The sequence below is a fragment of the Achromobacter sp. JCM 18799 genome (assembly GCF_055395645.1).
Window position 1 is genome coordinate 2187318 of the sequence record NZ_AP043866.1, and the last position, 14775, is coordinate 2202092.

The 14775-nt window shown below is 66.1% G+C and carries 11 protein-coding genes; 1 reads left to right on the forward strand and 10 read right to left on the reverse strand.

Features of this window, described 5'->3' with window-relative positions; translation table 11 throughout:
• Positions 1 to 3 precede the first annotated feature (3 nt).
• Positions 4 to 1323: an isocitrate lyase gene (gene aceA, locus ACZ5YA_RS10375; RefSeq protein ID WP_464092469.1), complete on the reverse strand. Its 1320-nt coding sequence runs from the start codon at positions 1321 to 1323 to the stop codon at positions 4 to 6.
• Positions 1324 to 1647: 324 nt separating this feature from the next.
• Between aceA and queF the strand changes: the two genes are divergently transcribed.
• The gene (gene queF, locus ACZ5YA_RS10380; protein ID WP_059372432.1) at positions 1648 to 2472 is read left to right on the forward strand and encodes an NADPH-dependent 7-cyano-7-deazaguanine reductase QueF; all 825 of its coding nucleotides are present in this window, start codon (positions 1648 to 1650) and stop codon (positions 2470 to 2472) included.
• A 15-nt stretch (positions 2473 to 2487) separates the two neighbouring features.
• Here queF and ACZ5YA_RS10385 read toward each other — a convergent pair whose 3' ends face one another.
• From ACZ5YA_RS10385 to ACZ5YA_RS10425, 9 genes are all read right to left on the reverse strand, one after another.
• Positions 2488 to 3489: a cytochrome-c peroxidase gene (locus ACZ5YA_RS10385; RefSeq protein ID WP_059372430.1), complete on the reverse strand. Its 1002-nt coding sequence runs from the start codon at positions 3487 to 3489 to the stop codon at positions 2488 to 2490.
• A 112-nt stretch (positions 3490 to 3601) separates the two neighbouring features.
• Positions 3602 to 4906: an MFS transporter gene (locus tag ACZ5YA_RS10390; protein WP_118932519.1), complete on the reverse strand. Its 1305-nt coding sequence runs from the start codon at positions 4904 to 4906 to the stop codon at positions 3602 to 3604.
• Between the two features lie 203 nt (positions 4907 to 5109).
• Positions 5110 to 5682 (reverse strand): CDP-diacylglycerol--glycerol-3-phosphate 3-phosphatidyltransferase, encoded by a 573-nt coding sequence (pgsA, locus tag ACZ5YA_RS10395; protein WP_059372426.1) that lies wholly within the window; start codon positions 5680 to 5682, stop codon positions 5110 to 5112.
• A gap of 235 nt (positions 5683 to 5917) precedes the next feature.
• Positions 5918 to 7744, reverse strand: coding sequence for an excinuclease ABC subunit UvrC (uvrC, locus tag ACZ5YA_RS10400; RefSeq protein WP_059372423.1), 1827 nt, complete (start codon positions 7742 to 7744; stop codon positions 5918 to 5920).
• Positions 7707 to 8765, reverse strand: coding sequence for a beta-N-acetylhexosaminidase (gene nagZ / locus ACZ5YA_RS10405; protein ID WP_464092470.1), 1059 nt, complete (start codon positions 8763 to 8765; stop codon positions 7707 to 7709). The genes uvrC and nagZ overlap by 38 nt, the downstream gene beginning before the upstream one ends.
• 57 nt (positions 8766 to 8822) lie before the next feature.
• On the reverse strand, positions 8823 to 9254 hold the full coding sequence (gene acpS / locus ACZ5YA_RS10410) for a holo-ACP synthase (RefSeq protein WP_059372419.1): 432 nt from the start codon (positions 9252 to 9254) through the stop codon (positions 8823 to 8825).
• 48 nt (positions 9255 to 9302) lie between these two features.
• Positions 9303 to 10043, reverse strand: coding sequence for a pyridoxine 5'-phosphate synthase (gene pdxJ / locus ACZ5YA_RS10415; protein WP_464092471.1), 741 nt, complete (start codon positions 10041 to 10043; stop codon positions 9303 to 9305).
• A complete protein-coding gene (locus ACZ5YA_RS10420; RefSeq protein WP_059372413.1) occupies positions 10040 to 11527 on the reverse strand; it encodes an efflux transporter outer membrane subunit in 1488 nt (495 codons plus the stop codon). Before ACZ5YA_RS10420 ends, pdxJ begins: the two co-directional genes overlap by 4 nt.
• On the reverse strand, positions 11524 to 14757 hold the full coding sequence (locus tag ACZ5YA_RS10425) for a multidrug efflux RND transporter permease subunit (RefSeq protein WP_059372411.1): 3234 nt from the start codon (positions 14755 to 14757) through the stop codon (positions 11524 to 11526). The genes ACZ5YA_RS10420 and ACZ5YA_RS10425 overlap by 4 nt, the downstream gene beginning before the upstream one ends.
• Between the last annotated feature and the right edge of the window lie 18 nt (positions 14758 to 14775).

The window sequence follows — 14775 nt, forward strand, 5'->3', positions numbered from 1 at the left end:
TGCTTACGCGGCCTTCTGTTCCTTGCCGTGTTCGAACTGGGCTTCTTCCGTCGAACCGGTCAGCGCGGTGGTCGAGGACTGGCCGCCTTCGATGGTCTGCGTCACGGCGTCGAAGTAGCCGGTGCCGACTTCGCGCTGGTGCTTCACGGCGGTGAAGCCCATTTCAGCGGCGGCGAACTCCTTCTGCTGCAGTTCGACGAAGGCGCTCATCTGGCGGCGGGCGTAGCCGTGGGCCAGTTCGAACATGCCGTAGTTCAGCGCGTGGAAGCCGGCCAGCGTGATGAACTGGAACTTGTAGCCCATGGCGCCCAGCTCGCGCTGGAACTTGGCGATGGTGCCGTCGTCCAGGTTCTTCTTCCAGTTGAACGAGGGCGAGCAGTTGTAGGCCAGCAGCTTGCCCGGGAACTGGCGATGGATGGCCTCGGCGAACTTGCGGGCGTACTCCAGGTTGGGCGTGGACGTTTCGCACCAGATCAGGTCGGCGTACGGCGCATAGGCCAGGCCGCGCGAGATGGCCTGGTCGATGCCGGCCTTGGTGCGGAAGAAGCCTTCAACGGTGCGCTCGCCGGTGATGAAGGGACGGTCGTTCTCGTCGACGTCGCTGGTCACCAGGTCGGCCGCGTCGGCGTCGGTGCGGGCCAGCAGCACGGTGGGCGTGCTCATCGTGTCGGCCGCCAGGCGCGCCGACACCAGCTTGGCGACGGCTTCGCGGGTCGGAACCAGCACCTTGCCGCCCATATGGCCGCACTTCTTGACCGAAGCCAGCTGGTCTTCGAAGTGCACGCCCGAGGCGCCGGCCTCGATCATGGCCTTCATCAGTTCGAATGCGTTCAGCACGCCGCCGAAACCGGCTTCGGCGTCCGCGACGATCGGGGCGAAGAAATCGATGTAGCCTTCGTCGCCCGGGTTCTTGCCTTCCATCCACTGGATCTGGTCGCAGCGGGTCAGCGAATTGTTGATGCGGCGGACCACTTGCGGCACCGAATTGGCGGGGTACAGCGACTGGTCGGGGTACATCTCGCCGGCCAGGTTGGCGTCGCCGGCAACCTGCCAGCCCGACAGGTAGATCGCCTTCAGGCCGGCCTTGACCTGCTGCATGGCCTGGTTGCCGGTCAGGGCGCCCAGCGAATTCACGAAAGGCTCGCTATGCAGCAGTTCCCACAGGCGGGTGGCGCCGCGGCGCGCCAGCGTGTGTTCCACGCCGATCGAGCCGCGCAGGCGGATGACGTCCTCGGCGCTGTAGTCGCGCTTGATGCCTTGCCAGCGGGCATTTTCGGCCCAGTCCTTCTGCAGATTGCGGATTTCGGTTTCGCGGTTGCTCATGTTGATGCTCCTGGTCAGTGATGGGAAGACTTCAAAAGATTCGCGTCCTGCGTTGCGTGAATCGTTGGACAAAGTCTATGCCTCTGCTGCGGAGCAATGTGGACTGATGTCTTATACAAGACGAAAAATATTATTCTTATAAATCAATGAATTACAAACTTGATTTCGTATTGCGGAACGCAATTATCATCTGTGAAATGGGTTCCCGCTGCTGCGCAGCAGCGGCTTTCACATGACGAAGGTTACATTTCACAGTGTGGAAAATCGGGCTTTTTTCCTACCGCCTACAATGCGCTCATTCTTCAAGTTTCCGATGACTCCGCTATGACGCTGTCCCACGGCCCGCTGGGCCAGAGCGTGGCCTACGCCTCGCAATACGACCCCTCGCTGCTCTTCCCCATCGCGCGCTCGCACAATCGCGCGGCGCTGAACCTGGAAGCCGGCAAGCTGCCCTTCACCGGGGTGGACCTGTGGAATGCCTATGAGCTGTCCTGGCTGGACGCCAAGGGCAAGCCGCGCGTAGCCATGGCCACCTTCTCGGTGCCGGCCGACAGCCCCAACATCATCGAGTCCAAATCCTTCAAGCTGTACCTGAACTCGTTCAACCAGACCCGCCTGGTCAATTCGGCCGCCCTGCGCGGCCGCCTGGAACGCGACCTGAGCGCCGCCGCCGGCGCGCCGGTGGGGCTGGATTTCTTCCTGCCGCAGCGCTTCTCCGAATTGCGGATGGGCGAGATGGACGGCATCTATATAGACAAGCTGGACATCGAGATCGACACCTACGAGCCCGCGCCCGAAGTGCTGCGCACCCGCCCGGGCGACGTGGTCGAGGAAACGCTGGCCTCGCGCCTCCTGAAATCGAACTGCCCCGTCACCGGCCAGCCCGACTGGGCCAGCGTGCAGATCCGCTACCGGGGCGCGCCGATAGACCGCGAATCGCTGCTGCGCTACGTCGTCTCGTTCCGCCAACATGCGGAATTCCACGAGCATTGCGTCGAGCGCATCTTCAGCGACATCATGCAGGCCTGCCAGCCAGAGCAGCTGACGGTCTACGCGCGCTATACGCGCCGCGGCGGGTTGGACATCAACCCCTGGCGCAGCAACTTCGAAGCCGGGCCGCCGGCGGACGTGCGCACCGTCCGCCAGTAGGCGCCGGAAACCGCGTTACTTCACAAAGGGCTCGGGCCGCGGCGTGTCGTCGGCCGACGGCGGCAGCACCGGGTATTGGATCGCCGGCTGATCGCCCGTCAGGGTTTTCAGGAACGCCACGATCTGCGCGTTCTCGTCCGGCGTGAAAGTCCGGCCCAGCTGCAACCGGCCCATCACGTCCACCGCCTGCGTCAAGGTGGCCGCCTCGCCGTCATGGAAGTACGGATAGGTCAGCGCCACGTTGCGCAGCGTCGGCACCTTGAAGTTGAAGCGGTCGGCGTCCTTGCCCGTCACCGCCGCGCGGCCCTCGGCCTTGTTCTCGGTCACGTAGGGCGTGACAAGACCCATCTTCTGGAACGAATTGCCGCCCACCGCCACGCCGTTGTGGCAGGCCACGCAGCCGCTGTTCTTGAAGAGTTGATAGCCCGCCAGCTCGCGCACCGTCAGCGCCTTCTGGTCGCCGCGCAGCCACTGGTCGAAGCGCGAATTGGGCGTCACCAGCGTTTCCTCGAACGCGGCCAGGGCGCCGGTAACCTCGTCGATGGTGATGTCGTCCTTGCCGAAGACCTGCTTGAATTCCGCCCGATAGCCGGGGATGGAGTTCAGCACCTGCACCGCCAGTTCGTGGGTGGAGGCCATCTCCATGGGATTGGCGATGGGGCCGCCCGCCTGCTCGCGCAAGTCCTTGGCGCGGCCGTCCCAGAACTGGGCGATGTTCAGGCTGGAGTTGAGCACTGTCGGCGAATTGATCGAGCCCTGCTGCCACTTGTGGCCAATCGAGGCCTTGAGATTGTCCGCGCCGCCCATGCCCAGGTTGTGGCAGGAATTACAGGAAATCGCGCCGGAGCGGGACAGGCGCGGGTCAAAGAAGAGCTTCTTGCCCAGCTCGACCTTGGCCGGCTCCTTGATGACCGCCGGCTCCACCGGCTGTATCGGCTCTTGCGAGGCCGCGTGGGCCAGACCGATCCAACCGCCCAAGGCGACTCCCGCCGCCAGCAACGCGCTTGCCCTTCTCATTTCGCTTCTCCTGTGAATAACCTTTTTCCTATAAGGGTTATTACATCAGAGGGAAGCGGGTCGAACCTTGCGGCGGGTCAAACAGCCGGCCCCCGTGCGGGGCCCGCCAGAATCAGGAGCGCGCAGCCGCCGAAGCCGCGGCCGCGGGTTCCGCGCGCCGGGCCTGCACCGCGATCCATTGCGCCAGGAAGGCGGCGGCAGCGAATGCCACGCCCGCACCCACCCAGGGGCCCTGGCGCAATCCGGCGTCCAGCAGCAGGCCAAATGCCAGCGGGCCCAGCGCCGAACCCACGTCCATGCCGGAATACACCAGCCCGTAGACGGATCCGGTGGATCCCTTGGGCGTGACGCGGCGGATCAGCATGTCGCGTGACGGCGCCGCAACGCCCGAGCAGAAGCCCGCCAGCGCCACCACAGGCGCGGCCAGGACCGCGGGCACCAGGCCCAGCGCCAGCACCACCAGCGTCAGGCCCGCCAGGATCAGGGCCACCATCACGGTGCGTTCGGTGCGCGGATTGGCCGACACCAGAAAGCCGCCCGCGGCCATGCCCACGGCCGAAGCCACCATATAGCCGGACAGCGCCGAGCTGGCCGCGACCTTCGACAGGTCGTACAGCTGGCCCAGCAAGGGAATGGTGTAGTTCTGCACCGAGGACAGCGCGATGGAGGTGCACGCAAAGAACAGGAACGCGCCCCACAGCGCAGGCTTGGACAAAAGCGTGGCCAGCGTGGTCAGCACGCTTTCCTGCGGTTTCGCCGCGGGCTTGGCGGCAGCCTTGCCGGCTTCCGCGTCCGCATGGTGCTCCAGAGGCGAAGGCCCGCCGATCAGGTCGCGGCCCAGCACCGTCAGCAACAGGACCAGCGCCACCAGGCCGGCCGCGCTATAGGCCGCCACGCGCCAGTCCGCCAGCAAGGTGATGCTGGTCATGAACACCGGCGTCAGCGCCCAGCCCAGATTGCCCGTCAGCCCGTGCGTGGAGAAAGCGTGTCCCAGGCGCGGCGCGGAAATGCGATGGTTGATGATGGAATAGTCGGCGGGATGGAACACGGAGTTGCCGATGCCGCCCACGACCGCCGCCGCGATCAGCATGGCATAGCCGTTGGCCGACCCGATCAGCACGCCCGACAGCACGAAGCACGTCAGCCCGAACCACAGCACCGGCCGCGCGCCGATGCGGTCCACGACGAAGCCCGACGAGGCCTGGCCGATGCCGGACACCACGTAGAACGTTGACACCAGCAGCCCCAGGCGGGCGAAGTCCAGGCCGAACTCATTGCCCAGCGAGACATAAAGCGAGGGCAGGACCAGCTGGAAAAAGTGCGAGGAAGCGTGGGCCACCCCGATCAGCAGGATGATCTTCCAGTCGCGCCGGCGGGCGGCGGCGTCCAGGGCCAGGGTATTCGCAGCGGTGTTCATTGCGGGCGGCCGCGGTCAGCGGCAGGTAGCGCGGCGCCGGATGGGGCGGTGCGCGGGTTGTCTCCGGCAACGTCCGGATGCTCCGGGCGTTGGACTCTGAGGCGCCGTGCCGGACACGCCGGTGGATCGCTCTTGGTATTCAACGGCGGCCGCCTTGCGCGAGCCGGGCCGCCGTTCTGTCAAACAATAAATCGGACTCTGGACTACATGGCCTTTTCGCGGATGGCGGGCCAGGCGCGCTGCAGGTAATACAGCATCGACCACACCGTCAGCACCGCCGCCACGATGATCAGCACATCGCCCAGCAGGCGGGCGCTGATGCCGTAGATCGGCTGGTTGTACAGCAGGCACGGAATCGCCACCATCTGCGCGGCGGTCTTGAACTTGCCCAGCCGGTGCACCGCCACGCTGGCGCTGGCGCCGATCTTGGCCATCCATTCGCGCAGCGCGGAAATCGTGATTTCACGGCCAATGATGATCAGGGAAATAAAGGCGTCGACGCGGCTGAGGTCCAGCAGGACGATCAGGGCCGCGCAGACCATCAGCTTGTCGGCGACAGGATCCAGGAAGGCTCCGAACGCCGAGGTCTGGTTCCAGCGGCGGGCCAGCCAGCCGTCGAACCAGTCGGTCAACGCCGCAATAATGAAAGCCCAGGCGGCGAAAGTGTCGCGTACAGGGACCGACATCCAGCTTTCGGGCAGGTAGAACAGCCCGACCACCAGCGGAATCATGGCGATGCGCAGCCATGTCAGGATAATGGGTACATTAATTGGCATAGTGTCCGTATGCTACATCAAGAGCCCCCCCCGAAGCGCCGGAGGCGCTTCCCCCCCAGGGGGGCGCCGCTGCGGACCGGCGGAGCCGGATCCGCGCGGCCCGGCTGGCGCTACGCCGGTTGCGGCGTCTGCGTCCGACGCTTTGAGGAAACAGGTGGTTGGGACTGGGGGCCTTTTTGCAGCCGGCGTTTTTGCACACCGGCATTTTTACAGCTGGCGGTGATGTGCGGCGGCATTACCGCAGCGCTTCATAGATGCGGATCGCCAGGTCTTGGGAGATGCCGTCGACCGAGGCCAGGTCTTCGATGCTGGCCGAGGCCACGCCGGAGAAGCCGCCGAAGCGGGCCAGCAGGCGCTGGCGGCGGCGGGCGCCGATGCCTTCTATTTCTTCCAGGCGAGAGACGTTGCGGGCCTTGGCGCGGCGGGCGCGCATGCCGGTGATGGCGAAGCGGTGGGCTTCGTCGCGCACCTGCGCGATCAGCATCAGCGCGGCGGATTCGCCGCCCAGCGCCACCGGCGGGCGGGCATCGGCGAACACCAGGGTTTCCAGGCCGACCTTGCGCCCTTCCCCCTTGGCTACGCCTACCAATGTCTGGATATCCAGGCCCAGTTCCACGAACACCTGGCGGGCGACTTCCACCTGGCCCTTGCCGCCGTCGATCAGCACCAGGCCTGGCATGGGCGCCTCGCCGTCCGCCACCTTGGCGAAGCGGCGGCTCAGCACCTGGCGCATCGCGGCGTAATCGTCGCCCGGCGTGATGCCGGCGATGTTGTAGCGGCGGTAAAGCGACGGCTGCATGTCGTGGTGTTCGAACACCACGCAGGACGCCTGGGTTGCTTCGCCGGCCGTGTGGCTGATGTCGAAGCATTCGATGCGCAACGCGTCGAGCGCCGCTTCGTCCGTGTCCAGGTCCAGCGCTTCGGCCAGCGCCAAGGTGCGGGCGGCGCGGGCGCCGGATTCGGTCAAGGCGCGAGCCAGGGCCATCTCGGCGTTTTTGCCCGCCTGCTCCAGCCAGGCGCGGCGCGCGCCTTGCGGGCGCGTCAACACGCGCGAAGGCCGGCCGCCAGCCTGCTCGACCAGCAGGCCGATCAGGTCGGGATCCGGCAAGGCGTGCGAACAGACCAGCACCGGCGGCATGGCATTGTCGGTGTAGTGCTGGGCGACGAAAGCCTCCAGCACCTGCGGCGCGGCTTCGCCTTCGGCGTGCGTGGGAAAGAACGGCTTGTCGCCCAGATGGCGGCCGCCCCGCACCATCGCCAGATTGACGCAGACCTTGCCGCCCGCGATCGCCACCGCGATGATGTCGGTGTCCTCGCCGCTGACGTTCTCCATGGTCTGCTGGTGCAGCACGCGCGCCAGCGACCCCATCTGATCGCGCAGCGCCGCCGCTTCCTCGAAGCGCAGTTCGCCGGCGGCCTGCTGCATCCGGCTTTCGATTTCACCCATCACGTCCTTGGCTTCCCCGTTGAGGAAGCGCACGGCGCGCTGCACGTCGCGCTCGTAGTCGGCGGCCTCGATCGCGCCGACGCAGGGCGCCGAACAGCGCCCGATCTGATGCAGCAGACAGGGCCGCGAACGGTTGGCGAAAACCGAGTCCTCACAGGTCCGCAGGCGGAATACCTTCTGCAGGATCTGGATGGTCTCGCGCACGGCCCAGGCGTTGGGGAACGGCCCGAAGTACTGACCGCGCTTGTTGGTGGCGCCGCGGTAATAGGCGATGCGCGGCCAGTCATGGCCGGTGATCAGCAGGTAGGGATAAGACTTGTCGTCGCGGAACAGGATGTTGTAGCGCGGCTTCAGCGTCTTGATGAGGTTGTTTTCGAGGATCAGCGCTTCCGCTTCGGAGCGCGTCACCGTCACCTCCAGCCGCGCCACCTTCGCCACCATCTGGGCGATGCGGGGACTGGCCAGGTTCTTCTGGAAATACGACGAGACGCGCTTTTTCAGATCGCGCGCCTTGCCGACATACATGACCTCGCCGGCCGCATCCAGATGCCGGTAAACGCCCGGCAGATGCGGCAGGTCAGCCAGGAACGATTTGAGATTGAAGTCGTCGGGCATTCTGATAACGGCTTTCGGCCTGCAAGGTATCCCAGTCCGGCGCGTCAAAGCGCGGCATCAGGCGGCGGATGCGCTCGACGGATTCGGGCGCGTGCTCGAACTTCAGGCGTTCGAGCAATTCGTCCGCCAGGTCCGGCCGGTTGCACACCAGCACCATGTCGCAGCCGGCGCCCAGAGCCGCGTTGGCACGGTCCAGGATGTCGCCCGCGACCGAGGCGCCTTCCATGGTCAGGTCGTCCGAGAACACCACTCCATCGTAGCCCAGGCGGGTGCGCAGGATGTCCTGCACCCAGCGCTTGGAGAAGCCGGCCGGGTGCTTGTCGACCTTGGGATAGATCACATGCGCGGGCATCACCGACGGCAGCACCGCGTCGCCCAGCCACGCGTACGGCGCGGCGTCGTCCTTCAGGATCTTGTCCAAGGGACGCGGGTCCACCGGGATCTCGTGGTGCGAATCCGCTTCCACGAAACCATGGCCGGGGAAATGCTTGCCGCAAGCCGACATGCCCGCCAGCTGCAGGCCCTGGATCAGCGCGCGCGACAGCATCGTGACCACGCGCGGGTCCTGGTGGAAGGCGCGGGTGCCGATCACCTTGCTGACGCCATAGTCCAGGTCCAGCACCGGGGTGAAGCTCATGTCCACGCCGCAGGCGCGCAACTCGGCGGCCAGCACGTAGCCGGCTTCGGTCGCGAGGCGCATGGCCTGCAGCGGATCGCGGCCCCACAGCACGCCCAGGTCGCGCATGGCGGGCAGCGCCGTGAAGCCGTCTTCGCGGAAACGCTGCACGCGGCCGCCCTCATGGTCCACCAGGATCAGCAGGGGTTCCTTGCGGGCCTTGTGGATCTGGCGCGTCAGTTCGGTCAGTTGCTTGCGGCTTTCGAAGTTGCGCGCAAACAGAATCACGCCGCCCACCAGCGGGTGGCGCAGACGCTTCTTCTCCGCTTTCGTCAGCGAGCATCCCGCCACATCGACCATCACGGGGCCGGGCGGCAGGACCGCCCTGGATTTCTTCTTGGCCATGTCAGGCTGTCCTTCTGTCTAAGTCTGGCAAGCCGGCGGCGGACACGGGTCCGCGGGTCAGGGCTTGCGTTCGACCACCACGTAAGCGGCGGCCATGTCGGATTCGTCGGTAATGGAAACGTGGGCCGCGCCAAAACGCTGCTCATACCATGACAGCAGTTCGGGCGCGATCACCAGCACGGGACGCCCGCCGGGCGCATTCAGCGTCTGCACGCGCCGCCACGTCATGGGCATGCGCATGCCCAGGCCGATGGCCTTGGAAAACGCCTCCTTGGCCGCAAACCGCGTGGCCAGGAAACGCAGGCCGCGCACCGGGTCGCGGGCGCGGCGCGCGTGGAACTTCTGCAATTCTTCGACGCCCAGGATCTTTTCCGCGAAACGGTCGCCGTGGCGCGCCAGCGCGCGCTCGATGCGGTCGATGCGCAGCAGGTCCATGCCGATGCCGGCAATGGCGCCCGCGGGCGCGGCGGGGCGGGAAGCGTCAGACATGATTGTGAGCGCGCGTCCGGCGGCAGGCAGGACGCATCGGGTCCGCGGTCACAGCCCGCGCAGCGCTTGCAGGCGGGCCTGCACCATCAGCGCCTTCATGTCGCGCACCGCCTTTTCCCAGCCGTCGAACACCGCCTGCGCCACGATGGCGTGGCCGATGTTGAGTTCGGAAATGCCTTCCAGCGCGGCCACCGGCTTGACGTTGCCGTAGTGCAGGCCATGGCCTGCGTTCACGCGCAAGCCGTGGCGCAGCCCTTCGGTCACGGCCAGGCGCAGGCGCTGCAGTTCGGCCTCGGCGGCCTCGCCTTCAGCTTCGGCGTAGGCGCCGGTATGCAATTCGATCACCGGCGCGCCGGCCTTGGCCGCAGCCGCGATCTGCACCGGATCCGGATCGACGAAAAGCGACACGCGGATGCCAGCCTCGGCCAGCAGGCCCACCGCATCCGATACGGGGCCCATGGCGCCAGCGACTTCCAGGCCGCCTTCGGTCGTGAGTTCGGTGCGCTTTTCAGGCACCAGGCAGACGTCATTCGGCTTGACCGCGCAGGCGATCTCCAGCATTTCCGCCGTCACCGCGCATTCCAGGTTCATGCGCGTGCGCAGTTGCGGACGCATGGCATAGACGTCCTTGTCCTGGATATGGCGCCGGTCTTCGCGCAGATGCAGCGTGATCAGGTCGGCGCCGGCGTCCTCCGCGCGCAACGCGGCGAGCACCGGGTCCGGATAGGTCGTGTGGCGTTGTTGCCGCAGCGTGGCAACGTGATCGATGTTTACACCAAGTTCTATCATTGCACTTTCGTTGTTTCTTCCCAGCCGCCGCCCAGGGCCTTGTAGAGCTCCACGCGGTTGATCAGCGCAGCCAGTCCAGTCTGGACCAGCGCGAGCTGGGCATTGAAAAAGTCCACCTGCGCGGTCTGCACCTGCAGGTAGCTGTCGATACCATTGGTATAGCGCAGATTCGACAGTTCCAGCGTGCGGCCGGACGCATCCTGCAAGGCGCGCTGGGCATCCAGTTGCGCCCCGTAGGTGGCTTCGCCCGCCAGCGCGTCCGACACTTCGCGGAACGCCTGCTGGATGGACTGTTCGTATTGCGCCACGGCGATATTGTCGCGCGCCTTGGCCAGGTTCAGCCCTTCGCGGATACTGCCGCCGGCGAACAGCGGCGTGGTGATCGACGGCGAGAAGCTCCAATAGCCCTGGCCGCCCTTGAACAGGTCGCCCAACGAGGGGCTGGCCACGCCCAGCAGGCCGGTCAGCGAGATGGTCGGGAAGAACGCCGCGCGCGCCGCGCCGATATTGGCGTTGGCGGACAGCAGCTGGTTCTCCGCGGCCATGATGTCCGGACGGCGCTCCAGCAGATCGGACGGCAGGCCTGCGGGCACCGTCGCCAGCAGCTGGTCGCGGCCGAACACGGCCGGCGCCGGCAGGTCCGGCGGCAAGGGCGCGCCGACCAGCAGCACCAGGGCGTTCATGGCCTGGGCCTGGGCGCGGGCCAGTTGCGCCAGGTCGGACGAGGCCGTATCCAGCAGCGTCTTGGCCTGGTTCAGATCCAGCTCCGAAGCCACGCCACCGTCGAAACGGCGCTTGACCAGGTCGTAGGATTCCTGGCGCGAGGCCAGCGTGCGCTTGGTCAGGTCCAGCTGGACCTCGGCCGCGCGCAGGTTGAAATACGACTGCGCAACCGAACCCACCAGCGTGATGTGCACGCTCTTCTGCGCCTGCTCCGTCGACAGGTACTGCTGGTACGCCGCTTCGGACAGATTGCGCAGGCGGCCGAACAGGTCGATCTCGAAGGTGGTCAGGCCGATGCCCGCCTGGTACGAACTGCTGATGGAGCCAGCACCTTGCGCCCGCATGTTCTGCGGCAGATGCTGGCGCTGGCCCTGGATGCCGGCGCCGATGCTGGGCCATTGCGCGCCGCGCTGGACGCCGTACTGGGCACGGGCCTCTTCCACCCGCTGCACCGCCACGCGCAGGTCGCGGTTGTTGACCAGCGCCAGCTCGATCAGGCTTTGCAGGCGCGGATCACGGAAGAACTCGCGCCAGCCCAGATTGGCCGCCGGCGTGCCGTCCTGCGGCATGACAGCGGTGGACGGCTGGGTACCCAGCGAGGTGGGCTTGGCGTAGCCGCCGTATTGCACCTTGGGCTGGTCGGGCCACGTGCCGGAAACCGGCGCATCGGGGCGCTTGTAATCAGGCGCCAGCGAGCAGCCGGCCAACGCCACCGCCACGAAAGCGGACAAGGCGGTCTGTTTGAACTTCAGGGCTTTCATTCCTTGCCCTCCTGGCCACCGTTGGGTTGTGCGGGATGTTGCGCGGGCGCGTCCGGCGCAGCCTGCCCGGCGGCAGCCTTCTTGGCCGCCTGCTCTTCTTCGAAGGCGCGCAGTTCGGCGCCCAGCAGGCGCGGACGGGTCTTGAACAGGCCCAGCACCACCACGAAGAACGTCGGCACGAAAATCACCGCGAACGGCGTGGCGGCCAACATGCCGCCCAGCACGCCCAGACCCACGGCGCGCTGGCTGGCGGCGCCAGCGCCGGTCGCCATGGCCAGGGGCACCACGCCCAGGATGAAGGCCAGCGAGGTCATCAGGATGGGACGGAACCGCAGCCTCGCGGCTTCCACCGCGGACTCGTACAGCCCCATGCCGCGGGCGTACTGGTCCTTGGCGAATTCCACGATAAGAATGGCGTTCTTGGCCGCCAAGCCGATCACGGTCACCATGCCCACCTGGAAGTACACGTCGTTGGACATGCCCAGCGCGCTGATCAGCGCCACCGCGCCCAGCATGCCCAGCGGCACCACCAGCATCACCGAAATCGGGATGGCCCAGCTTTCATACAGGGCGGCCAGCACCAGGAACACCACCAGCAGCGACAGGCCCATCAGGATCGGAGCCTGGTTGCCAGCCTGGCGTTCCTGGTAGGAAAGGCCGTTCCACTCGTAGCCGAAGCCCTGTGGCAACTGGCCCACCAGGCGTTCCATCTCGGCCATCGCCTCGCCCGTGGTGTAGCCAGGGGCGGCGTTGCCGCTGATGCGCATGGACTCGTAACTGTTGTAGCGCACCACCTGCACCGGGCCCTGCTTCCATTCGGCCCTGACGAAGGTGGACAGCGGCACCATGCCACCCTGGCTGTTGCGCGCATTCAGCTGCAGCACGTCATTGAGCTGCATGCGGTACGGCGCGTCGGCCTGCACCCAGATGTTCTGCATCCGGCCCAGGTTGGGGAACTTGCTCAGGTAGGCGGAGCCGACCGCGGTGGAAATCAGCGAGGCGGCCTCGTTGAAGTCCACGCCCAGCGCGGCCGCCTTGTCGCGGTCGATGGTCAGGCTGAGCTGCGCGCCCGGTCCGAGGCCGGTGATGCGCACCTGCGACAGCACGGGGCTCTTCATGACCAGGCCCATGAGTTCGCCGGTGGCCGAGGCCAGGGCGGCCGAACCCGCCGCGCCGCGATCCTGCAGGCGGAAGTCGAAGCCGGTGGCGTTGCCCAGGGACGAAATGGCGGGCGGCACCAAGGTGAACACCTGCGCGTCATGGATGCCCATCAACTGCTTTTCGAAGGCATGGAAGGCAATGGCGCCCGCCGAGTCCTGGCGCGACTTGCGCTCGCTGAAGTCTTTCAGCGTGACGAAGGCGATAGCGGCGTTCAGGCCGTTGCCGTTGAAGCTGTAGCCCTGCACCGCGATGATGTTCTCGACCGCGGGCACGTCCGAGAAGTACTTCTCGACCTGCTCGATGACCTCGACCGTGCGGTTGGCCGTGGCGCCGGTGGGCAGCTCGATGTTGCTGACCACGTAGCCCTGGTCTTCCTCGGGCAGGAAGGACGAAGGCAGGCGCAGGTACAGCCAGCCCAGCAGCACGACCAGCAGCAGGAACGCCAGCATCATGCGGCCGCCCTTGTGCAGGATGCGCGACACCCAGTTCTGGTAGTTGTGGGTGGTGGCGTCGAACTTGCGGTTGAACCAGCCGAAGAAGCCCTTCTTGTCCTCGTGGTGGCCCTTGGGCACCGGCTTGAGGATGGTGGCGCACAGCGCCGGCGTGAAGGTCAGGGCCAGCAGCGCCGAGAAGAAGATCGACACGGCCATCGCGATCGAGAACTGGCGATAGATCACGCCCACCGAACCGCTCATGAAGGCCAGCGGCAGGAACACCGTCACCAGCACCAGCGTAATGCCGATGATGGCGCCGCTGATCTGCGGCATGGCTTTCTTGGTGGCTTCTTTCGGTGGCAAGCCCTCTGTGGACATGATCCGCTCGACGTTCTCCACCACCACGATGGCATCGTCCACCAGAATCCCGATGGCCAGCACCATGGCGAACATGGTCAGCACGTTGATGGAGAAGCCCAGCGCCAGCATCACCGCGAACGCCCCCAGCATGGCCACCGGCACCACCAGGGCCGGTATCAGGGTATAGCGGACGTTCTGCAGGAACAGGTACATCACCAGGAACACCAGCACCATGGCTTCCGCCAGGGTGTGGACCACCTGCTCGATGGACACCTTCACGTAGGGCGCGGTGTCGTACGGAATGGAATAGGTGATGTTGCCCGGGAAGTACTTGGACAGTTCCTGCATCTGCTGGCGCACGCCCTGGGCGGTGGCCAGCGCGTTGGCGTTGGGCGACAGCACGATGGCGAATGCGGCCGTCGGCTTGCCGTTCAGGCGGGCGCCGAACTGGTAGTTGTCCGCGCCGACTTCGATGCGGGCGACGTCGCGCAGCAGCACCTGGGAGCCGTCGGTATTGGCGCGCAGGACGATCTTGCCGAAGCCCTCCACCGTACTCAGCTGGCCGTTGGCCGTGACCGTGGCGGTGATGCGCTGCGAATCCGGGTTGGGCGGCGCACCGATGCTGCCGCCGGAAATCACCACGTTCTGCTGGGCGATGGCCTGGTTGACCTGCGACATGCTCAGGTTGAAGCCGACCAGCTTGGCGGGATCGACCCACACGCGCATGGCGCGCGGCGCCGCGAACAGCTGGAACTGGCCCACGCCGGGTACGCGGGAAACCGGGTTCTTGATGTTGCGGGTGATGTAGTCGGCCAGCGCCGTCTGGTCCAGGGAACCGTCGGTGGAGGACACCGCCGCCACCATCAGGAAGCCGGTACTGGTCTGCTCATACTGCAGGCCCTGCTGCTGCACGGCGGTGGGCAGCTGCGCGACCACGTTGGACACGCGGTTCTGCACGTCCACCTGCGCAAGGTCCGGATTGGTGCCCGGAGCGAAGGACGCGGTGATGGTCGAAGTGCCGTAGGAATCGCTGACCGACTCGTAGTAGATCAGGCCCTTGGCGCCGTTGAGCTGGTCTTCGATGATACTGGTGACCTGCTCGGCCACTTCGTTGGCCGAAGCGCCGGGATAGGTAGCCGTGATCGTGATCGCGGGCGGCGCCACGTCCGGGTACTGCGAAATCGGCATGTTCGGGATCGCCAGCACCCCGGCCAGCAGGATGAACAGGGCGACTACCCAAGCGAAAATCGGTCTATCAATAAAAAATTGCGGCATGTGGGCTGACTCTGAAAG

What these genes read in the sequence shown, in the direction of transcription:
- ACZ5YA_RS10425 (WP_059372411.1), bottom strand. Translation starts at nt 14,757, where the DNA reads ATGCCGCAATTTTTTATTGATAGACCGATTTTCGCTTGGGTAGTCGCC.
- acpS (WP_059372419.1), bottom strand. Translation starts at nt 9,254, where the DNA reads ATGTCTGACGCTTCCCGCCCCGCCGCGCCCGCGGGCGCCATTGCCGGC.
- ACZ5YA_RS10390 (WP_118932519.1), bottom strand. Translation starts at nt 4,906, where the DNA reads ATGAACACCGCTGCGAATACCCTGGCCCTGGACGCCGCCGCCCGCCGG.
- pdxJ (WP_464092471.1), bottom strand. Translation starts at nt 10,043, where the DNA reads ATGATAGAACTTGGTGTAAACATCGATCACGTTGCCACGCTGCGGCAA.
- nagZ (WP_464092470.1), bottom strand. Translation starts at nt 8,765, where the DNA reads ATGGCCAAGAAGAAATCCAGGGCGGTCCTGCCGCCCGGCCCCGTGATG.
- uvrC (WP_059372423.1), bottom strand. Translation starts at nt 7,744, where the DNA reads ATGCCCGACGACTTCAATCTCAAATCGTTCCTGGCTGACCTGCCGCAT.
- ACZ5YA_RS10385 (WP_059372430.1), bottom strand. Translation starts at nt 3,489, where the DNA reads ATGAGAAGGGCAAGCGCGTTGCTGGCGGCGGGAGTCGCCTTGGGCGGT.
- queF (WP_059372432.1), top strand. Translation starts at nt 1,648, where the DNA reads ATGACGCTGTCCCACGGCCCGCTGGGCCAGAGCGTGGCCTACGCCTCG.
- ACZ5YA_RS10420 (WP_059372413.1), bottom strand. Translation starts at nt 11,527, where the DNA reads ATGAAAGCCCTGAAGTTCAAACAGACCGCCTTGTCCGCTTTCGTGGCG.
- aceA (WP_464092469.1), bottom strand. Translation starts at nt 1,323, where the DNA reads ATGAGCAACCGCGAAACCGAAATCCGCAATCTGCAGAAGGACTGGGCC.
- pgsA (WP_059372426.1), bottom strand. Translation starts at nt 5,682, where the DNA reads ATGCCAATTAATGTACCCATTATCCTGACATGGCTGCGCATCGCCATG.